This is a genomic window from Aporhodopirellula sallentina SM41, from assembly GCF_000346505.1.
Lineage (GTDB): Bacteria > Planctomycetota > Planctomycetia > Pirellulales > Pirellulaceae > Rhodopirellula > Rhodopirellula sallentina.
In genome coordinates this window covers 1-20,574 of sequence record NZ_ANOH01000395.1, presented here as the reverse complement: position 1 = coordinate 20,574, position 20,574 = coordinate 1, and the positions used below count along the sequence as shown (strand labels likewise).

General features: G+C 58.5%; 15 protein-coding genes. 3 read left to right on the top strand and 12 right to left on the bottom strand.

The annotated features are described in order from the left end of the window. Positions 1-137 precede the first annotated feature (137 nt). The 12 genes from RSSM_RS25440 to RSSM_RS25380 form a co-directional block, all read right to left on the bottom strand. Complete coding sequence (locus RSSM_RS25440) at positions 138-572, bottom strand: hypothetical protein (protein WP_008686621.1); 435 nt, start codon at positions 570-572, stop codon at positions 138-140. Beyond that, positions 569-1,960 carry a helix-turn-helix domain-containing protein gene (locus RSSM_RS25435; RefSeq protein ID WP_008686619.1) on the bottom strand — a complete coding sequence of 464 codons (1,392 nt, stop codon included), beginning with the start codon at positions 1,958-1,960 and terminating at the stop codon, positions 569-571. The genes RSSM_RS25440 and RSSM_RS25435 overlap by 4 nt, the downstream gene beginning before the upstream one ends. 90 nt (positions 1,961-2,050) lie before the next feature. Further along, positions 2,051-2,440: a hypothetical protein gene (locus RSSM_RS25430; protein WP_008686618.1), complete on the bottom strand. Its 390-nt coding sequence runs from the start codon at positions 2,438-2,440 to the stop codon at positions 2,051-2,053. 408 nt (positions 2,441-2,848) lie between these two features. After that, positions 2,849-3,724, bottom strand: coding sequence for a methylenetetrahydrofolate reductase [NAD(P)H] (gene metF / locus RSSM_RS25425; RefSeq protein WP_008686617.1), 876 nt, complete (start codon positions 3,722-3,724; stop codon positions 2,849-2,851). Positions 3,725-3,895: 171 nt separating this feature from the next. Beyond that, on the bottom strand, positions 3,896-4,519 hold the full coding sequence (locus RSSM_RS25420) for a DUF6702 family protein (RefSeq protein WP_008686616.1): 624 nt from the start codon (positions 4,517-4,519) through the stop codon (positions 3,896-3,898). Next, a complete protein-coding gene (locus RSSM_RS25415; RefSeq protein WP_052336123.1) occupies positions 4,519-7,215 on the bottom strand; it encodes a M1 family metallopeptidase in 2,697 nt (898 codons plus the stop codon). Before RSSM_RS25415 ends, RSSM_RS25420 begins: the two co-directional genes overlap by 1 nt. Positions 7,216-7,794: 579 nt before the next feature. Beyond that, positions 7,795-8,817 (bottom strand): ABC transporter ATP-binding protein, encoded by a 1,023-nt coding sequence (locus RSSM_RS25410; protein ID WP_008686612.1) that lies wholly within the window; start codon positions 8,815-8,817, stop codon positions 7,795-7,797. Next, entirely contained in the window at positions 8,814-9,893 is a 1,080-nt protein-coding gene (locus RSSM_RS25405) for an ABC transporter ATP-binding protein (protein WP_008686611.1), read from the bottom strand. The genes RSSM_RS25410 and RSSM_RS25405 overlap by 4 nt, the downstream gene beginning before the upstream one ends. After that, positions 9,890-11,155, bottom strand: coding sequence for an ABC transporter permease (locus RSSM_RS25400; protein ID WP_008686610.1), 1,266 nt, complete (start codon positions 11,153-11,155; stop codon positions 9,890-9,892). Before RSSM_RS25400 ends, RSSM_RS25405 begins: the two co-directional genes overlap by 4 nt. Then, the gene (locus RSSM_RS25395) at positions 11,152-12,081 is read right to left on the bottom strand and encodes an ABC transporter permease (protein ID WP_008686609.1); all 930 of its coding nucleotides are present in this window, start codon (positions 12,079-12,081) and stop codon (positions 11,152-11,154) included. Before RSSM_RS25395 ends, RSSM_RS25400 begins: the two co-directional genes overlap by 4 nt. Next, the gene (locus RSSM_RS25390) at positions 12,078-14,222 is read right to left on the bottom strand and encodes a peptide ABC transporter substrate-binding protein (RefSeq protein WP_008686607.1); all 2,145 of its coding nucleotides are present in this window, start codon (positions 14,220-14,222) and stop codon (positions 12,078-12,080) included. The genes RSSM_RS25395 and RSSM_RS25390 overlap by 4 nt, the downstream gene beginning before the upstream one ends. A gap of 415 nt (positions 14,223-14,637) precedes the next feature. Further along, on the bottom strand, positions 14,638-15,861 hold the full coding sequence (locus tag RSSM_RS25380) for an amino acid aminotransferase (protein ID WP_008686605.1): 1,224 nt from the start codon (positions 15,859-15,861) through the stop codon (positions 14,638-14,640). Positions 15,862-16,122: 261 nt separating this feature from the next. Between RSSM_RS25380 and RSSM_RS25375 the strand changes: the two genes are divergently transcribed. Genes RSSM_RS25375 through RSSM_RS25365 form a run of 3 tightly spaced genes read left to right on the top strand, consistent with a single transcriptional unit; the run spans position 16,123 to position 20,470 of the window. Beyond that, a complete protein-coding gene (locus RSSM_RS25375) occupies positions 16,123-17,058 on the top strand; it encodes an AAA family ATPase (RefSeq protein ID WP_008686604.1) in 936 nt (311 codons plus the stop codon). After that, complete coding sequence (locus tag RSSM_RS25370) at positions 17,055-18,293, top strand: DUF58 domain-containing protein (protein ID WP_008686603.1); 1,239 nt, start codon at positions 17,055-17,057, stop codon at positions 18,291-18,293. The genes RSSM_RS25375 and RSSM_RS25370 overlap by 4 nt, the downstream gene beginning before the upstream one ends. Beyond that, a complete protein-coding gene (locus RSSM_RS25365) occupies positions 18,290-20,470 on the top strand; it encodes a transglutaminase-like domain-containing protein (protein ID WP_008686602.1) in 2,181 nt (726 codons plus the stop codon). Before RSSM_RS25370 ends, RSSM_RS25365 begins: the two co-directional genes overlap by 4 nt. Positions 20,471-20,574 lie beyond the last annotated feature (104 nt).

The following is a 20,574-nucleotide window of genomic DNA, read 5'->3' as shown; positions in this document are numbered from 1 at the left end:
GGTCATGTTTTGCATGTCGGTATGGCTCCGGCCATTCTGCTCTCGGTCTTGGAAATACCGAGCTACGTGGGAGTGGAAACGTTAATCGGTTTTCCAGGCTGAGCATGCCGAACACCCGAGTGCTCACGCACTTCGGCTCACTTATTTGGGTGCGGAGTCACGATATTGGCGATTTTGGGCCAATCTTTACTGTGTTGGACGTGGCCGCGTGTGCCGACTTCGGTGAGGAATCTTTGTTCGTTTGGGGATGCGAGGCCGGCGGTGAGGTGGTGGTATCCGGGGCGGGTGCTGCGTACTTCGCCGATTCGTTTGATCAGATCAGCGATGCCGGTTTCGGGGATTACCCAGATCACAACACCCGGCTGTTTGCCGCTGGATCGAGGAAGGGATGGGATGGGGCCTTCGCTGTGGATGATTTCCCACGTCGATTTTGCTCGGCGAGGAGATCGATCGCTGGCGATCCAGCGAACCAGATCGTGATACAGCGTTGTATCTGTCGGCCCGACCCACCACCACGTCAGCTCGATCGCGGGCGATTCGTCGTCGGTTGATTCGAGAAACGGGTGGGTCATGACAGTTCGCTGAGTTTTCGCAGCAGTCGAGATCGGCTGATTCCCAGTCGTCGTGCCGCTTCGGCTTTGTTGCCATCGGCGGCCTCCATTGCTCGGGCGATCAGGCTCGCCTCATATTCGGCGAGCGTTGCGTCGAGCGACTCGAGTTTGAAATCGCGGGGCGACGGAGGTCGCGGTCCGATCGTGGTTTGACAACCGTTCGTGTCAACCAACGCGGTTTGGGTTTGCGACGGTCGGTACGATCGAATGGCCAGCGGCAAATGCTCTCGGCCGATGCGTTCGCCGGTCGCCATCTCGTTGGCAAATTGAATCGCCGCGGTCAGTTCTTCCCACTGACCCGGCCACGGGTAGGAACGAAGCAAATCGAGGGTCTCGCGAGAGAAACGCGTCGAACGCAACAATCCCGACGTCATCAACTCCAGGTCATCGGCTCGTTCCGAAAGGTCAGGAATTTCGACCGGGTACAACTGCATCGCATCGGCGAGCGGTTCGATCAACGGTGACGATGCGGTCGATTCCGAATCGAGGATCCCGATCAATCGCAGACGTGCGGGCCACATTTCGAGCCATTCTCGCAGCCTGCTCTGCCCGTCGGTCGGCATCTCACCCAATCGATCGAGAATCAGGGTGCCGGTAGTGTGTTGGTTCTCGCGAAGTTCCGCGACGACTGGTGATGCGTAGGCTTCGAGCAACTCGGCATCCATCAACGACGCGTCGAGGCAAACGAGAGCTTCGTTGGGCGATGACGCGTGATGCATCATCGACGCGAGATCGTTCGCACCGCAACCGTTCGGACCGGTGATCGACAGGTGACATCGAATGCGACACGCCAATTCGACTCGCGAGCGAAGTTGTCTCGATGCGGGCGATGTACCGGCGAGCAGCATGTTCGCCCGCCGGCTTTGGCGAGCTCTGAATTTCGCGATTTGTTCATCGAGTTTCGCCGATTCGCGGACTCCTTGCTCACCGAACCACAATGTCCACGGCACATCCGCGTCGTCGGTGAAGTCGCCGAGGCAACCGAGAATGAGCGGACCGTTGGTGGTCGCGGTTTCGGTTTCCTCGTCGGCTCTCGCGGCGAGTTTGACGAAATGAGCGGTTGCTTCGCGGACGGGGCTCGAGGGATTGGTCGCAGTCGCCCGCGTTTGTTCCTGCGTGGTTGTTTGGTCCGGCGACGATGGTGCGGCGGGGACATGCAACCGGCGTGTCAGATGACCGCGGTGAGTCGCGCCGTCTTCCCACATGACCGGATCGGGGATGATTGCGGCGGCAATCGGGGCGGTGATTTCCTCGTCCACCCCGAGCCACGCGAGCATTTCGGGGGAGACGTAAACGATCGTTCCGTCAGCGTCAATCAGCCAAAAACAGGCGGCTGTCGAAGCGAGCAATCGTTGTAGAGAAAGGGGCCGACCGCGTCGCTGCGGTGGCCCCGTCGTTTTCGAAGATGTTGTTCGGCTCAGAGCGATCTCGCCCTTCGTTTAGAATGTGTCCAGGATGAAGTGGTGTCCCTTGTGGAACCGGCGGTTACTTGGATAGTAGTTGTGCCACTTCTTATTATAGACAGGGATTCGCATCTCGGTCGGGTAGCGGTGATAGAGGCTATCGCTGCTCTTGAAGTATTCTTGCCCCCAGAAGTTTTGGGGGTAGTAGACGTAGGGGTAGTGGTAGAAACGGTTCCAATCAACGTTGGCAGCCGAGCTACCCCAGGCTTGACCGAAGGCCTGTTGGTTACCGTATCCGGCACCGGGGCCACCCATCGCACCGGCCATTCCCGGCGCGGGGACTTGGGCGGAAGCGGTCGAGCAGGTTGCCGCGGAAATCGCGATGACGCCGCAGGCGATGGACAATAGTACGAATCGACGAATCACGTGTATTTCCCGTTAGGCGACACGAGCACCACCGCCGCGATCGGTGAAAAGCCGATGGCGAAGGGAAACTGGTGCTCAGAGATGGCTACCGCTTTGTCGTCTCTTGACGTTGGGAAATGAGTCTCGCATGAGACCCGTCAGTTGAACCACAGATCGCGTGTTGGATCTGTGGTGGCCCCCAATTCATCGCTGTGACAAAGCACTTCACCTGAATCATCGGCACAACCCGGTCGATCGGTTGAGCCCTTTCTACCGTGAAAATCGGAACTCAGGGGATTTAGGGGACTCGCGCTAATGTTCCAACGCGGCTCGTTTGTCGGGAAGGTGGTAGTGGATCTTCTCAAAGATCCTGCTGAATAAGGATCTTTGGCAAGATCCACTACCCAAAAGCAGAGCTGAGGTTAGCTATTAAGCTTGGCCGGCCAACTGCAGGCCGTCGAGTAGCTCGATCGCGGCGTCGGATTTATTGAGCACGTAGTAGTGGATTCCGGGAACGCCATTTTCGAGCAGGTCGATCGTTTGCTCGCGAGCGTGCTCGACGCCGACTCGGAATTGGTGTTCCGGAGAATCGTCACGGCCCATTTCGGCAGCCAAACCTGCTGGGATTGCGGCTTTGCACATTCCCGCTATCCGTTGGGCTTGCTTGAAATTCGTAACCGGCAGAACGCCTGGCACGATCGGGATGTTGATTCCCGCGGCGACACAATCATCCCGGAAGCGATAGAAGTCCGCGTTGTCGTAGAACAACTGCGTGATGATGATGTCCGAACCGGCGTCGACCTTTCGTTTCAGATTATCCAGGTCGGTCTTCGCGTCCGGGGCCTCTTGGTGGACTTCCGGGTAACCGGCGACCGCGATCCCGAGATGGTCAAAACGGGCACGGATCAGTCCCACGAGTTCGTTCGCATATCGCAAACCACCTTCGGTTACGGTGAACTCCGTCGAACCCTTCGGCGGGTCCCCACGCAGGGCGACGATGTAATCCACGCCGAGGTCGGTCGCCTTTTGCAGGTAATCGCAGAGTTGTTCGGTAGTGGAGCCCACGCAGGTCAAATGCGAGGCCACCGGCAATTTGGTGATCTCTTTCACGCGGGCGAGCACGTCCAACGTCGTTCGTTGGCTCGATCCGCCGGCTCCGTAGGTGCACGTGAAGTATTTTGGCCGAAACTGCATCAACCGTTCCACGTTCTCGCACAGTGCGTCGATGCCCTGTGGAGTTTTCGGTGGAAACAATTCGAAGGAAATGGCACAGCCGTCGGAGCTGTATTGATCGGCCAGGGTCATGCGTTTTCGTTGAATAATGGGACCAGATGGAACGTTCGACAACGAAAAAGGGCTGGCGATATCTCGTCGCCCCTCTCGTTGGGAGTGTCCCAGTATAGGCGGATTCGGATTCCTGCCAACTTCCTTCACACAATTCCTATTTCGAAAGCAGGAATCGGGCCGCCCAGGTGTTCAGGAGGCCGGAACCACCCATTGGATTTCAGAGATCGGGTGTTCAGGCGTCAGCGTCATCGAATTCGGACGCGGTGATGACGAGCGACGTTCGGCGGGGGGATCCGACGCCGGCTGAGCGTCCGCGAGGATCAAGAAAGTGCTGACGGGCATCGCGTGAAGATGGTCATGCGACGAGTCGTTGCGATTCTGCGGGTCGCTGGGCTTTTCAAAAAGAGTGCAGCGTAGATGCGTCGGGCGTCCAGACGGCGTTGCGATTTCAAAGAACCACCACGCGTGCCCGCCTTCGCTGCGGCGGCCGATCCATTGGTATCGTTTGGCGACTTCGGTGCCTTGGGGCTGTTTTGATGTGTTGGTTGGCGATTGAAGATCGTTCAGCTTTCCGAAACCGATTCTACGTCGGATCACCGAAAGGCCGGCTCGCTCGAGTGCGGCTTCGTCAGCAAGAATTACCGTAGCGGATTGCGACGAAACCGATTGCAGCAACCGTTGTTCATCAGCGATTCGCAATCGCAGCGCGACCTCGACCTTTCGTGTCGACGCGTTCCACTGCACCTCAGCGAGTGATTCGGCGGAAGGGTGCAGCAGCACGGTCGAAAGGAAGGCGAACGTGATCGCGAGCATTACTGCGTCACCTCTTCGGCGTTGGCGTTTTTCGGTTGACGCTTGCGATCTCGTTTCCGACGGTTTTTCTGATTCCGTTTCTTTGGCTGAGAATCCTTGGTGACCGATGATTCCGTATCGGCGTCGGCATCGGCGGTTGTGGACTCGACATCGGACTCGGTGTCGGTTGTTTCGTCAGCATTCTCCTGGTCGTCGTTTTTCTTCTCGCTGTCTTTCTCGCTGGCTTTTTCGTCGTCGCCCTCATCGCTGTCGTCTTTTTCGTCGTCGTCCTTGTCGCCGCGAGCCTTTTGCATCTCGTTCTTCTTCGTTTCCTTCTTGAAGAGTTGGAAACGGGATGGTTCGAGTTTAGGGGGCCAGTGATTGTTGGCGGTGTTGGTGTCCGCGAGTTCGCGTTTGGGATCCAATTCGAGTCGGACGATCTCTTTTTCGGTCAGCAACAGCTTTTGGACTTCTTTGGAGTTGCGCCGCCAGATCTCGGGTGGAAACACGAAGTGTTCTTGCGTGTTGTCGGCGTAGTGGACTCGCAATGGGATCGGCATCACGAGGCCGCCCTTGTTGGCGAATTTGATGACGTAGAACCGAGTGGTCCGCCGCAGCAACGCTCGTTGATCGTCGTCGAGACTGTCGAGGAATTTCTGGTACGCCTTCCGGTCTGACTCTTCGACTTTGTCTTCGTCGTACTCGGGTGAGTTGTAGAAATCCTTGAGGCCGGGTTGCCAATCGATCCGGCGTCGTAGGTTTCGGTTGCGTTCGGTGGTCGGCGTGTCTTCGCGTTTTTCCTCTTCGAGCCGTTTGCGTTCGTACGACTCGTCGGGATCTCCGCTGTCGATCACGAACAACTCGACCGAATCGATGGCCAGGTCAACATGATCGGTGCTGTAAAACCACCCTCGCCAAAACCAATCCAGGTTCGTGCCGGAGGCGTCTTCCATGCTGCGGAAGAAATCAGCAGGCGTGGGGCGTTTGAATTTCCAACGTCGGCAGTATTCGCGGAACGCGTAGTCGAATCGTTCGCGGCCGAGCACCGTTTCGCGGAGGATATTGAGTGCGGCGGCGGGTTTGGCGTAGGCGTTGTTGCCGAATTGCAGGATCTCGTCGCTGCCGGTCATGATCGGTCGTTGGTGTCCGCCTCGCATGTATGGCACGATCTTTTCGGCGGGACCGCGGCTCGATGGGTAATCCTCTTCCCACTCTTGTTCGGAGAGATATTGCAGGAACGTGTTGAGGCCTTCGTCCATCCACGTCCATTGTCGTTCGTCGCTGTTGACAATCATCGGGAAGAAATTGTGCCCGACCTCGTGAATGATCACGCTGATCAAACTGTACTTGGTCGCCTTGCTGTACGTGCCGTCGTCTTCGGGGCGAGGACCGTTGAAGCAAATCATCGGATACTCCATCCCGTAGACCGGCCCGTTGACGCTGATGGCGACCTCGTAGGGGTAGTCGAACGTGTATCGTCCGTAGACTTCGAGGGTGTGTGCAATGGACTCGGTCGAGTATTGACTCCACAGCGGTTCGGCTTCGTTCGGGTAGTACGACATCGCCGTCACGGTGCGGTCGCCGATTTGAACCGGCATCGCGTCCCAGATGAACTTACGGCTGGCAGCCCAAGCGAAATCGCGAACGTTGTCGGCGTGGAACGACCAGGTCTTCGTGCCTTCGGCGGCAGCCGACTTCTTCGACTTGTTCTTGCCTTTCTTCTTCGCCTTTGAATTCTTCTTCGCCGGCGAACCGGCGGACTCGTTGGCTTTGGCTTCTTCCGGCGTGACGATGAACGTCGGTTTGTTACTCTCTTCGATCGAGGCGAGCCGTTCTGCCCATTCTTCTTTCAACACCGAGTCGGGGTTGGACAGCGTTCCGGTTGCCGCGACGACCATGTCGGCCGGGACGGTGATGTTGACGTCGTAGTCACCGAGTTCCAACGTGAACTCACCGCTGCCGAGGAATTGATCGTGTTGCCAACCGGTGTAGTCGGTGTACGCGGCGACGCGGGGGAACCACTGAGCGATTTCGTAGATCGTGTTGCCGTCTTCAAACAGTTCGTATCCGCCTCGGGCGCGGATCATTTTGGCGTCGACGATGTTGTAGTGATAGGCAATCGCGATCTGCGTCGATTCGCCAGGCGGCAATGGCTCGGGCAGGTCGATCCGCATCATCGTGTCGACGACGAGGTAGGTAAGGTCTCGAGATGTGTTGTCTGTCCCGATTTGTTCGACCGAGTCGATTTTGTACCCGCCGTCAAACGCGGACTGGGCGAGTAGGGTTTGTACCGATTTGAAAGGCGAACGCCCCGCGAGAGAAGGGGCCGTTTGGCTTTGAACGGCGGCCGAGTCGTTGCGGAATCGGTTTTGGTCGAGTTGGACCCAAACGTAGGTCAGCGTGTGCGGCGAATCGTTGTGGTAGGTGATGCGGCAATCACCGGACAGGCTGCGGTCGACGTCGTTGAGGGTGACGTCGATTTCGTAGTCCGCTCGTTGTTGCCAATAGAGAGGACCGGGGGCTCCTGATGCCGTGCGGTAGACGCCGGGTGTCGGCAGCCAACGTTGGATCGGGTGAAACGGATCGCGGGCGTCGCCGTGTTTGGAGTTGTGCAGCGGTTGTGCGAAGACGGAGCCGGTTGAGATGATCCCAAATACAACGAGCCAAACGAATCGAACCACAGAGCACCTCGAGTTGAGAGATTTGAAAGCGGCCATCTTAGTCACAGATGCTACGAATTCAGCCCCCGATGCGGCGAACCGGCTCGAAGTTTGGCCCAGTGGTAGGGATCTCCAAAGCCATGGGGCGGTAAGGTTTTGCGAAATCCCGTTAGCTCGAAAGAGCCGCGATTTGTTGGGGTTTTGGAATGTGCGCAAAGCGGCGCGAGGGCTGCAGGCAAATGCCGGGACGGATTTTTCTGGCTCTGCAGTGCCGCAACATGTTGCAGCAGACATCGCCGACGTCGCCCGACTTCGATGGCCTGAATTCTAGCGAATCGAGCTACCGGAAGCGGAGTGTCGAATCGCAAGATGCATAAGAGTAGTGATATGTAATAGCCCGACGTGCGAGCGAGTGGTTGTGTGTGATCCCTCGCTAGCCGGGCTATCGATTTATTCGTCAAACGGGCAGCCAAAGGCGACCTAGTTGCCGCTGCACGTCGCCTACGGCTACCGGCTAAACGAAAACAGGCTGACTCTTGATTAAATCGACAAACCGCCAAGACTTTCGGTGATTCAAGAGCCCTTCCAAAACTCTTGACGAGTTTTGCTACCCGAAAACTAGGCTTTGACGCACCACTATGCGTTGGCTGGTGTTTCCGCCAACGCTTCTTCGCGAACCCAGCAGGCGGCGGCGTGCGGTTTTCCGGGGAGTTCGGGGCGGTCGGTGGTGCAGCGATCGATTTTAACTGGGCAACGATCGGCGAACGCGCATCCGGGATAGTACCGGTCGGGCGACGGTACCTCGCCTGAGAGAACGATGCGTTGTCGTTTGGCTGCAACCTCGGGATCGGGGACCGGGACGGCCGACAGCAAGGCTTCCGTGTACGGGTGCTTGGGGCCGGCGTAGAGGTCTTCCGATTTGGCGAGTTCGACGATCCGGCCGAGGTACATCACACCGACTCGCGTTGCGATATGACGAACGACAGCGAGGTCGTGTGCGATGAACAGATACGACAACCCGAGTTTCTGCTGCAGGTCCATCAACAGGTTGATGATCTGGGCTTGGATCGAAACGTCGAGAGCCGAGACCGGTTCGTCGCACAAAATGATGTCCGGTTGAACGGCGAGAGCGCGTGCGATGCCGATCCGTTGTCGTTGCCCGCCACTGAATTCGTGGGGATAACGGTTTAGGAAACGTGGGTTCAAACCGACGAGTTCCATCAACCGGAGGACTTCGAGTTTGCGGTCGCGACCTTTGGCGAGCGAGTGAACGACCAGCGGTTCGCCGATGATCGCGCCGACAGTCATCCGAGGATTGAGCGATGCAAAAGGATCCTGGAATACCATCTGCACGCGACGTCGATAGGGCAGCATCGCTGCGTCCGACATTCCCGCGATTGAGACGCCGTCAATCTGCACGTCACCGCTGGTCGGTGGAACCAGGTTGATGATCGCTCGGGCGGTGGTGGATTTGCCGCATCCCGATTCGCCGACGAGGCCGAGGGTTTCGCCGCGGCCGATGTCGAACGAGATACCGTCAACAGCGCGGATGACCCCTTTTTGTGAGTTGAACAACGAACCGCGACGAAAGGGGAAATGCACCTTCAGATCACGAACGCTCAACAGCGGTGTCTCGTTGGATTCTACGGCGTCGTTCATTGACCGTTCTCCGAATGGTTGGCATTCGCGGTATGGGAGTCAGTGTTGCTCAGATCCGCGTGGCAGGCGGCCAGGTGCGGCTCGCCGCCGAGGTCCGCTCTCGGCGTCAGCAACGGGGCCTCGTTTTGACAGCGATCGAATCGGTGGTCGCATCGGTCGCGGAAGGAACATCCAAGAATCGGTTGGGAAAGATCCGGTGGTTGACCGGGAATCGCCGCGAGCGGTTCGTCACGATTGGATTCCACGTTCGGCAGCGAACCGAGCAGTCCGATCGTGTAGGGGTGTTGCGGTCCGGCGAACAGCGTCCGCACGTCGGCTTTCTCGACGATCCGGCCTGCGTACATGACGAGGACACGATCGGCGACACCTGCAACCACGCCGAGGTCGTGCGTGATCAAAACAATCGCTGTCCCTTTTCTTTCCTGCAGGTCAGCGAGCAACTCCATGATTTGTGCTTGGATGGTCACGTCGAGTGCGGTCGTCGGTTCGTCGGCGATCAGCAGTTCCGGTTCGCACGACAGTGCCATCGCGATCATCACGCGTTGCCGCATCCCGCCGCTGAATTGGTGCGGGTAGTCACGCAGGCGTTTTTCCGGGGCGGTGATGCCAACGAGGCCTAGCATCTCGATCGCGTGGCGACGTGCTTCGTGCCGCGTGACGCTGAGGTGCAACCGCGTCATTTCGGTGAGTTGCTGCTCGACCGTCATCAACGGGTTGAGCGCCGTCATCGGATCTTGAAAAATCATCGCGATGTGACGTCCGCGGATGTCTTGCAGTTCGCGGTCCGACATCGTCAACAGGTCTCGACCGCCGAACAGAGCCCGACCGCTATCGACGTTGCCCGGCGGTTTAGGAACGAGGCCCATCATCGCCAGGTTCGTGACGCTCTTGCCGCTGCCGCTCTCGCCGACGATTGCGACGGTTTCACCGGCCCGGACGTCGAAGGAGACGCCGCGGACGGCACGGACCATGCCTTCGTCGGTCTTGAAACTGACGTGCAGGTCGTCGACTCGCAAGATCGGATCATCCGACGCGTGCGACTCAGTGGGATCGGTTTGGGAGGCTGTTTGCGTCATGATCGGTTCTTCATTTTCGGGTCCAAGGCGTCACGGAGTCCGTCGCCCAAAAAGTTCAGTGCGAACAAGGTCAACGCGAGGGCAGCACCGGGGAAGACCACCACCCACCAAAACAGTTTGACGATCGAGAGGGCTTCCACCCCGTCGTTGAGCAGCAGTCCGAGCGAGACGTCGGGCGGCGAAACGCCCAGACCGAGGAACGACAAGAACGCCTCGAACAGCATCACCGATGGAATCGTGAGCGTTAAGTAAACGATCACCACGCCGAGAGTATTGGGCACGACGTGTCGGAAGATGATCCGGCCCGGCGACGCACCGACCGTGCGTGCCGCCTCGACAAATTGTTCGTGCCGCAACGAGAGGACTTGGCCTCGTACGACCCGTGACATGGTTAACCAGTAGATCGCACCGATGATGATGTAGAAGATCGTGATTTGTTCGATGCCGTATTGATCGAGAATTTTCTTGACGCTGTCTTCGCCGAGGAACGTCACCAGAAAAATCACGACGAAGATGAACGGGATCGAATACAGCATGTCAACGATCCGCATCATTATCGCGTCCACCGTGCCGCCGAGATAACCGGCGATCGCACCGTAACTGACACCGATGATCAGGCTGACGATTGTCGCAACGATGCCGACGACCAATGATACTCGCGAACCCCAAAAAACCCGCGAGAGCAAGTCACGGCCGAGTTTGTCGGTGCCGAACAGCGACGGCACGGCCCAATCGCCGAAGATCGCAACGCGGATGCGGCACATCGTGAACGCGACGGGGCCGAGTTGGTTCCACAGTTGATTGAACGGGTGTTCGACGGAGGCTCGTTTTTCGAATGCGTCGAGCTTCTCGGCACGTTCGACCGGATCGTCGATCGAGAGGATCTCGGATCGTTCTTGCTCGACGGATGCTTGGTATTTTGCGAGCTGCGCCGTCAAACGGCCGTCTTCGAATTTCAGTCCTTCGCGGCTGCCCATCACGACCGAGTCGAAATTCGGCGGCAGGAAACGCCGATTGTTGAGGTCTTTGTCGGCCGGGCTTTGCAGCGGTAGCAGCGGTGTGAAAATCGCCGCCAACATCAAGATCACGAGAAACACGAGCGACGCCATGGCGGCTCGGTTGCGACGCAGTCGGCGCCACGCGTCCTGCCATAACGAGACGCCGCGGATCTCGCGGGACTCCTGCAAGATGCGTGACAAAGCGGCTTCGTCGGGAGCTTCCGTTTGACGCGACGGCAGCGATGGGGATGGCGATTCACTCATTGCAATTTCACCCGCGGGTCAATCACGGCGTAGGATAGGTCGACCAACGAATTCATCACAAACAACAGCACCGTGTAAGTAAGGACCATGCCCATCGCGAGCGTGTAATCACGCTGCGTTGCGGCGTAGATGAAGTGACTGCCGATGCCGGGGAGGGCGAAGATCTTTTCGAGCACCAGTGATCCGGTCAGGACACTCGCCGTCGCCGGGCCGAGGTAGGAAACCACCGGCAACAACGCACCGGGGAGAACGTGTTTCAGAATCACCGTGCTCTTGGGCAGCCCTTTCGCAAACGCCGTTCGCACGTGTTCGCGGCCGAGCACTTCTAGCATTCCGGCGCGAGTCAACCGGGCGATGTAAGCGGCGACGGGGGCACCCAAACACAACGCGGGCAACGCGACCTGACGCAGCGTCCCCCAACCGGCCGCCGGGAAGATCGGGATGATGAAAACGAACAGCAGAATCGCCAGCGACGCGAGCACGAAGTTCGGTATCGCGATCCCGAGCACCGCAGTCCCCATCAATGCGAGGTCACCGGCCGAACCCCGGTAGACCGCCGACACGACGCCCGCCGTCACGCCGAGTGTAAGTGCAAAGACGAGAGCGAGAATCGCTAGCGAAGCCGACACCGGGAACCCTTCGGCGAGGACTTCGTTGACCGTATAGTCTTCCAACCGGATCGAAACACCGAGGTCGCCCCGCGTGACAATGCCCACCAAGTAATCGGTGTACTGTTCGATCGGCGGCGCGTCGAGGTTGTAACGTGCCCGCAGTTGTCGCTCGATCGCGGGAGGCACGGTTCGTTCGCTACTGAACGGGTTGCCGGGAACGGCCCGCATCAGGACAAACGACACGGTGTAAACCGCCCACACCGTGAGCAGCATCCAACCGAATCGCCGGATGGCATAACTGAATAAATCTGTCACCGGGCGGTCACCTTTTCGTTGGGAAGTTGGCTCGGGGCGGTGGGACGGATGATCGAGGGCAGTTTTGAAAGTGGGGCAGGCGCCGACAGCAGGCGATCGGCGATGAACAGGTCACGCCCGTTGGGTTTGCCGGCGACCTCGGCATCGGTCTGCTGATCCGAGCCGTCGTCGATGCTCATCAAGTGCAGCGGGTGCAGATCCTGCGGGCTAGGGAAGAAGCCTTTGATCCGCGGTTTGACCATGTTGATGCCGACATAGAAGTACAACGGAATGACCGGCATCTCGTCGATCCAGATCGCCTCGGCTTGGGACAGCAATTGCATGCGTTTCTCGGCGTCGCTTTCGGCGGCGGCTTCTTTGAGCAACTGGTCGAATTCGGCGCTCGACCATCCCGTGCTGTTTTGAGGCCCGTCGGTCAGCCACAGATCCAGGAACGTGTTGGGATCGGCGTAGTCGGCGATCCAGCCCGCACGTGCGATGTCGTAATCGATTTGGTTCGTCTTATCGAGGAAGCTGCCCCATTCCATGTTCTGCAGTTCGAGTTTGACGTTCAGGTTGTTCTGCAGTTGTTGCTGCACGACCTCCGCGATCGCCCGGTGGCCTTCACTCGTGTTGTACAGCAGCGTGATTTTGGGGATTCCGCGTCCGCCGGGGTAACCCGCATCGGCGAGCAGTTGTTTGGCGGCGTCGACGTCTGGTTTGAAACCCGGTGGCGGTTCGTATCCGACAATGCCAGGAGGTACCAACGCATACGCCGGAACCTGTCCCGCCTTGGCGACTTGATCAACAATCTGTTGCCGGTCGATCGCCATCGAAAGTGCGCGGCGAATGCGAGGGTCGTCGAGCGGTTTGCGGGTGGTGTTGATGCGGAAGAAGTAAACCGACAACATCGGCGCGGCGTAAAAGTCGTCTCGCTGTTTCAGTGTTTCCAGCAATGCCGTCGGCGGATCGGTGACCCAATCGATTTGACCGGTCTCATACATGTTCAGCGCCGTGTTTTGTCCCTCGGTCGACAACGCGTCGATGGTTTCGATCGCGACCGAATCGGCGCCGAACCAACGCGGGTTTTTGACCAGCCGAACGCGGTCTCGCAAACGTCGCAAACCGACCACGTAGGGACCGTTGGAAACGATGTTTTCCGCTTTGGTCCACATCGGTGCTCCGTGTTTCTCGATCACGTGACGCGGGACGGGGAACAACGGGTAGTAGGCCGCGAGGCTGGGGAAGTATGGCAACGGGTCTTCGAGATTGACGACAAAAGTATGTTCGTCGGGCGTTTCCATGCCGCCGAGTTTCGAGAACGCGACCAAGACGTTGTGCACCCGCTGCGTGTCCTCATCCGCGACGGGCGAGTCCATGTCGGCGGTAAAGGTTTGCCGCGTCGTCGGGCCGTCCCAATCGATGTCGCCGTTTTCATCCTCCTCGGCAATGTCGAGAACAAACACCCACGACTCCTGCCAATTCAGCATCGCTTCTTCGCGGTCATCTTCGGTGACGTCCTCGGCCAACTCCGGTTCGGGCGGCTTTCGGATTTCCCGCAGCGTGCCATAGAGCATTGTGCCGCGGGGAAAGTTCTGAATGTTCAACTCGCCGGTGTCGGCTTCGGTCGTTCCGTCGGGATTGGGTCGGTCGAACAGTTCCACTTCGCAGCGGTCGCCGACGTTGACGACGCCCGAGCTGAACTGTTCCGCAAAGGGGACACTGAACAATTGAAAGTTGTATTCACAGGCGGTCGCCGGATGCAGCATCCGAGTCCACGACCAAACGAAGTCTTCCGAAGTGATCGGCACGCCGTCGGACCAAACCGCGTCGTCACGCAAGTGAAACGTGTAGGTGAGTTTGTCGTCGGAGACCTCGTAACTTTTCGCGACGGCCGGTTGCGGCGACATCGGCTGCAAACCGGAAACCGGGTCGGGATCGCCGTCAGGCAACATCTGTAGCAGACCGGAAAACATGCCGAACAGGATACGGCTTTCGGGTTGCCCGGTCGCCCGGTGCGGGTCGAGTGTTTTTGGGTCGGTGCCGTTTTGAATGCTGAAATCTGCCGGCGGCATGGAGTCAAAACGCGTCGCCCATACGACTGCAATCCCCATGACCACCACAGCGAGAATGACAAATAAACGTCGCAGTTCTGGAGGCATGTTGTTGACGTTTGGTGTTCAGGAGGAAGGCGGACTTAACGAGGCAGGTCGCCCGCGGCGTCAGGCGAACAGGCATTCAGACGCGGTGTCGAGACATCCTCGCGTTGTGCGTCGACGCAAAGACGCGGCGATGTTTCAACGAGCTCGCGGGGCGAACGGCGGCTGTGGAAACGTTCTCTCGAAAGCATTGCGATGAAAGCAGGAAGGCGATTGCTGGCGGAGGGAGATTAGGAACCGGTGGGTGGGCGGCAGGTTGGCCAATGATAACGCAGTCCGAAGGCGCGTGTAGCAACCGACGTTCTTTTCGAACGTCGATCGTCGCTAACACGCCGCTGTCGGTCGCTACGGGCAGGCTATCGGTGGATTGCCACGAATTGCAGTCGCGTTTGCGTCCCAGCCGAGGGGGCGGTTCGCTTTACGAAAGCACGCCGGCGACGGCGCCGCACAACCAATCCATCCGGTCTTCGTCCATACCGGCAACGTTGATCCGACCGCTGCCGACCACGTACACGCCGTACTTGGTTCGCAACTCGTCGGCTTGCATTGCCGTCAGGCCACTATAGGAGAACATGCCTTTTTGTTTCAACAGAAATGAGAAGTCCGGTGCACCGGCTTGTTTGGCCATGCCTTCGACGAACTTTTCTCGCAGTTGCGTGATGCGAATCCGCATCTCGTCGAGTTCTGTTTTCCAGAGCCGCGTCAACTCTTGGTCGGCCAAGATCGTTGCAACGATTGCTGCGCCGTGTCGTGGCGGGTTGCTGTAGTTGGACCGAACGAGCACTTTCAATTGGCTGAGCGATGCCGAGGCGGCGGCCGGGTTGGATGCGACCAGTCCGATCGCGCCGACGCGTTCGCTGTAGAGACCGAAGTTCTTGCTGTACGAAGAGCACACGATCGCTTCGGCGCACTTGTCCAATACCGTATGCAGTCCAACGGCGTCCGCCTCGAGTCCGTCACCGAACCCTTGGTAGGCGAAGTCGAGAACCGGGATCAGACCTTGCGAACTGATCACGCGAGCGATCTCTTGCCACTGCTCGGCAGTCGGATCGACGCCGGTCGGGTTGTGGCAACACGCGTGCAACAGGACCGCGTCGCCAGGACGCGTCTTGTCGCGAAGGTCGCTCAGCATGCCTTCGAAATTCAGACTGCGGCGATCGTCGGCCAGGTACGTGTACGATTCGACCGGTGCGCCGGCGGACTGCATGATCGCGTTGTGGTTGGCCCACGTCGGCGAAGGCAGGAAAACCCGCGTCGGTGAACACTGGCGAGCCAGGAATTCGCCGGCCACGCGGAGGGCTCCGGTTCCACCAGGTGCCTGCACCATCGCGATTCGGTCCGATTCAACGCGGTCACCAAAGACCAACTGTTGGACCTGCGAGCGATAATCGGGCTGCCCGTTGATCGGCAGGTATCCCTTGGTTTTTTCGCTTTCGATGAGCTGCTTTTCGGCTTCCTTGACGCATTTCAAAATCGGTGTCACACCCGAGGCGTCTTTGTAAACGCCAACCGAGAGGTTCATTTTTTCGCTGCGGGTATCAGCAGCGAATGCTTCGGTCAGCCCCAAAATGGCATCAGGTGGGGCCAACGGAATGGAATCGAAACGGTGGGGAGCGGCGGTGGCCGATTCGGTCGCGGTCATGCGGCAATCAACACATCGGAAAGGAAATTGCGGGGAATGTTAAGCAGACAATTCCCAATCCTAGCGAACCGATCGCAAAATCAGTAGGGCCGATCGGGAGGACCGGGGCGAAAGTATCTCGGCGATCGCCACATCGCCCGAATTGAACCCCGCCGCCACCGAGCAGCTTTTGAATCGGTTAGCCTGAATGGACTAACGATTCAGAACGCGTGGGAGAATACGCGTCACTCGTGAAGCTACATCAGTTGAGAAAGGGGCAGAATGCAGGAAGCACGACAGAAGATCACCACGTTGACGGATGCTTTGTCGGGGGTGATCCAGGGAAACCGCGACAGCATCGAAGTTTTGATCATCGCGATGTTGTCCAACGGTTCGGTGTTGATGCAGGACGTTCCCGGCGTCGGCAAAACGACTCTCGCGAAAGCGGTCGCCAAAGCGATCGATGTCGAGTTCCACCGCGTCCAGTTCACACCGGATTTATTGCCGGCGGATATCTTGGGCTCATCGATCTATAACCCGAACGAAGGCACGTTTCGTTTTCGGCCCGGCCCGGTGTTTTGCCATGTGTTGCTGGCCGATGAGATCAACCGGGCTTCGCCACGGACACAGTCTGCGCTTTTGGAAGCGATGAGTGAAATGCATGCCACCATCGAAGGCGTGCAGCATGACCTGCCGTCGCCGTTTCTCGTCCTGGCGACTCAAAATCCGGTCGAATTTCATGGCACGTATCCGTTGCCCGAGGCGCAGCTCGATCGCTTTCTCGTGCAGTTGGAACTCGGATATCCCGACGCCGAAACCGAGGTCAAAATCCTCCACGCTCAGGCACTCGAACATCCGATCGAACGGTTGACCCCGGTGCTGACCAAAGACGAGGTGATCGCGTACCAGGCGATGGTGCGAAACGTCCGCGTCGACGAATCGATCTCGCGCTACATCGTCAGCATCATTCAGGAAACGCGTGACGAACCGCGGCTGAAACTCGGCGTCAGCCCGCGAGGCTCGTTGATGTTGTTCCGGGCCAGCCAAGCGGCGGCGTTCGTCGCCGGACGCGATTTCGTTTTGCCCGATGATGTGCAGCGGTTGGCACCGCACGTGTTGGCCCACCGTTTGATCATGACCCCGAAAGCGAAATACAGCGGGGCGTCGGCGGACGAGATGGTTGCCGAGATTTTGCAACGCGTGAAAGTTCCGTCATGAATTGGGAATGGTCGTTCGTTTATCGATACTCGCGGTTCCTGTGGATGTATCGTTTCACGACGGCGGGGAAGTGGTTGTGTGCGGGGATGATCTTCTCCGCGATGATCGGCAGCGCCTCGGTCGAGACTCCGATCTACCAAGCCTTCTGCGCGTTGATGGCGTTCTTCTTCATCGACCGATTGATCGGTGCCGCGACGAGGCCGCGATTGCAGGTCCGGTGTGAACTGCCCGAAAAGACGACAGCGGGCGAGTTGTTCGCCGCCAACATGACGGTGCGGAACGTCGGCAAACGCCCGGCCTACGATGTCGGCGTCGCGTTCTTTGGGTTGCCCGACAGCGTCGAGATGATCGATGCAGAGGAGACGCACCCGCAATTGCCGGCCGGTGAAGTTTGGAAGACGGATGTTCGCATGCGGGCTCGCCGACGAGGCATTCATCCGTTGCCACGGCCACGCGGCTATTCGACGTTCCCGTTTGACTTGTTCCGAGACGGTCGCAGTGAATCCGAGAAAGCCGATCTGCTCGTCCTGCCGAGTTTTCATCCGTTGGCTGAAATGAACCTTCCCGTCGGTGCCCGCTACCAACCCGGAGGCGTGGCGTTGACGTCGAACATCGGTGAGTCGCCAGAATACATCGGCAACCGTGAATACGTGCCGGGTGACCCGGCGAGACGAATCGACTACCGGTCGTGGGCTCGATTGGGACGCCCGGTCGTGCGTGAATACCAGGAGGAGTATTACTGCCGCGTGGCGTTGGTGTTGGATACCTTCGTGCCGCCGGGGCGCAAAGCCACCGCGGATGGTTTTGAAGACCTCGAATCCGCGATCAGCATGTCGGCGTCGATTGCCGACGCGCTGTCACGTGGCGAGTACCTGATCGATCTCTTCGCGGCGGGACCGGAGTTGTATGTCTTTCGAGCCGGTCGTCACACAGCGCACTTTGACAATGTTTTGGAAATTGTCGCGGGAGTTGACGCGTGCCGAAAGAACCCGTTCGGAACGGTCGCCCCGGCGCTCGCCGATGAGTTGACGAATATCTCGACGGTGGTCGGCGTTTTCTTGGACTGGGACGCGTCCCGGCGTGAGTTGGCTCGTGTCGCGATGCAGCGTGGGTGCCGTGTGAAGATCATCGTCGTGCGCGACGGCGAAACGACCGAACCGATTGATCTGGATGAAGGCGACGTGGTTCAGATGAGCGTCGCGGAAGTCCGTGAGGGGGCGTTTGAATCGCTATGAGTAATCCTGCAAAAAATACTGCGAACAATCCTACCAACAAGGCTTGGCAGAGCGGCGGGGCAGGATCGCTCACGCGAAATCCCGTTGCCCGCAACCCGCAGCGGTTTGTCGGGGCGTTGTTGGTGATCTTGCAAGCCGTCGCGTTGGGGATGTTCTTCAGGACTCCCGTGTTCAGTTCCGTGGTGGTCTTGGCGGTCGTGTACGCGAGCGTGACGAAAACGCGTCTTGTGTCGGCACGGTTGGCGTTGCGGATACCGATCACGTTGGTGGTGATGTATGCGATCCAGCGAACTTTGACGCCGATTTCGTGGGTGGCGGGTGAGCGAAGTTTTTTGATTCCCGACGCGGCGTTGATCGTCGAATACCTGTTGGTCTACCAGGTGTTGCGTTTTTACGTGCGAAGCGAAGACGACGCGTTGCCGAGTTTCCTGCCGATCTTGGCGATCGTCGCGGTCGTCTTTATCGGCGACGTGCGAGTCGACCCGCAGGGCCGTGCGGGGTACCAGGTTGTGGCGTTGCTGTTGGTGGTGTTGTCGATCGCCTATTTCATGGCCGGTCGTCACTTTCCTGTTTCAGGGGGACAGTTGCACTTTTCGAGGTATTTCTCGCGTCGGCATCTGGTCTGGTTGGCTGCGGTCGGTTTCGTTTGTGCTGCCGTGTCGTGGGCGTCGGCGAGTGGACTGTATCGGTACGCTCGCCAGATCGAAAACACGATGAACGCGTTCATCAATCCGTCGATGCGCCGCGACTCGGTCGGCTTTTCCGGAAACGGACGTCTCGGCAGCGTGGCTCGGCAAAAAGGATCACAGGGGAAACGTGTGGCCCTGCGTGTTTATTCGGACCAGCAACCTGGGTATCTGCGTGGCAAAGCGTTCGGCTACTACCAGCAGTGGCAATGGCAGCGTCGGACAAAACCCGTCCGAGTGATGCCGAAAACCCTCGTCACCGAACTACCCAACGGCAACGAGATGACGTTTGTGCTCGATCGTTTCGAAGCTGGCGAAGCGGCTGAACGCGAGATTTCCGATCCATCGAACGATGCCGCCGACCGCTCGCCACCCGAGGCTCGGTTCGATGTCTGGCCGGATCAGTCGTTTCGTGAGGTGCTGTTCACCCCGTTAGGCGTCAACCAATTGCGGGCCCCGGTCGATGAAGTTTCGATCGACGCGTATCGGATCGTTACCGCGGACACGCTCCCGCCTGAAACGAACTATGTCGTGTGGCGATCGGGCCACGGCGGGGTGGATTCGATCGATGAACCGACGATCACGGAGGAAGAGTGGGACACGCTATTGGAATTGCCTGCGGACTTGGAACCGATCGTTTCGGAGATCGCTCAGCGGATTGCCGGTGACGCGGTGACGACGGGTGAGAAAGTCGCGGCGATCGAAGCTTACTTTCTCGAAAATTACGAGTATCAATTCGGAATCGAAATCCCTCATGGCGTTGATCCGGTGGTGCATTTCTTGACCGAGCGTCCGCCGGCGCACTGTGAATACTTCGCTAGCGGAGCGACGTTGTTGTTGCGTAGCCTCGGTGTGCCGTGTCGATACGTGACGGGTTTCGTCGCGGTGGAAAAGAATCAATATGGCGATTATTGGGTGGCACGAAACCGCGACGCACACGCATGGGCAGAAGCATACGACCCGGAGCGTGGTTGGGTGCTCGTCGAGGCGACCCCGGCGAGCGGCGTGCCGCAGTCGATGAAGGTGGCAACGGCGAGTCAAATGTGGGACGCGATCAAGGCGCAGTGGGATCAATGGGTGGCGGCGGTGCGAAAGCAAGGAGCCGGCGGTCTGTTGATCACGACCTTCACGCTGTTGGTGCGTCCGCTGGCGTTGGTGGGCATCGCATTGGTCGTGGCAATCGTTGCGATCAAGTTTTGGTTAGGGCGAAGGGTGATGAAACAAACCACTCCTGTTGATCCGCATGTTCAAGCGATGCGAGCGTTGCTCAACGAGATGGACCGTCGCTGGCACCGAGAAGGCGTCACACGAGAACATCACGAAACAATGCACCAATTCGCAAACCGAATCGAACAACGAGACGGTGATGCGGAATTGTCCGGTGCAGCAGAATGGTACCGAAAGTACGCCACGATCCGGTACAGTGGGCCGATATCAACAGAGTCCATCGAATCGTTGCGAGATGGGATGGTTGAAAAAGTGCGTAGGTAATCCCAGGTCGAAATCACCGCAGGGCGATCGCCCCGGTTTTTGGATTTTGTTATCGAGCCCTCAACGCTAGCCCGCTGATTCAACTTTACCGGTTGGGCGGTTTT

Bases quoted from the DNA above. Each gene is read 5' to 3' on its own strand.
- RSSM_RS25390 (WP_008686607.1), bottom strand. From the start codon at position 14,222: ATGCCTCCAGAACTGCGACGTTTATTTGTCATTCTCGCTGTGGTGGTC.
- RSSM_RS25375 (WP_008686604.1), top strand. From the start codon at position 16,123: ATGCAGGAAGCACGACAGAAGATCACCACGTTGACGGATGCTTTGTCG.
- RSSM_RS25405 (WP_008686611.1), bottom strand. From the start codon at position 9,893: ATGACGCAAACAGCCTCCCAAACCGATCCCACTGAGTCGCACGCGTCG.
- RSSM_RS25410 (WP_008686612.1), bottom strand. From the start codon at position 8,817: ATGAACGACGCCGTAGAATCCAACGAGACACCGCTGTTGAGCGTTCGT.
- RSSM_RS25370 (WP_008686603.1), top strand. From the start codon at position 17,055: ATGAATTGGGAATGGTCGTTCGTTTATCGATACTCGCGGTTCCTGTGG.
- metF (WP_008686617.1), bottom strand. From the start codon at position 3,724: ATGACCCTGGCCGATCAATACAGCTCCGACGGCTGTGCCATTTCCTTC.
- RSSM_RS25440 (WP_008686621.1), bottom strand. From the start codon at position 572: ATGACCCACCCGTTTCTCGAATCAACCGACGACGAATCGCCCGCGATC.
- RSSM_RS25400 (WP_008686610.1), bottom strand. From the start codon at position 11,155: ATGAGTGAATCGCCATCCCCATCGCTGCCGTCGCGTCAAACGGAAGCT.
- RSSM_RS25420 (WP_008686616.1), bottom strand. From the start codon at position 4,519: ATGCTCGCGATCACGTTCGCCTTCCTTTCGACCGTGCTGCTGCACCCT.
- RSSM_RS25415 (WP_052336123.1), bottom strand. From the start codon at position 7,215: ATGGCCGCTTTCAAATCTCTCAACTCGAGGTGCTCTGTGGTTCGATTC.
- RSSM_RS25380 (WP_008686605.1), bottom strand. From the start codon at position 15,861: ATGACCGCGACCGAATCGGCCACCGCCGCTCCCCACCGTTTCGATTCC.
- RSSM_RS25365 (WP_008686602.1), top strand. From the start codon at position 18,290: ATGAGTAATCCTGCAAAAAATACTGCGAACAATCCTACCAACAAGGCT.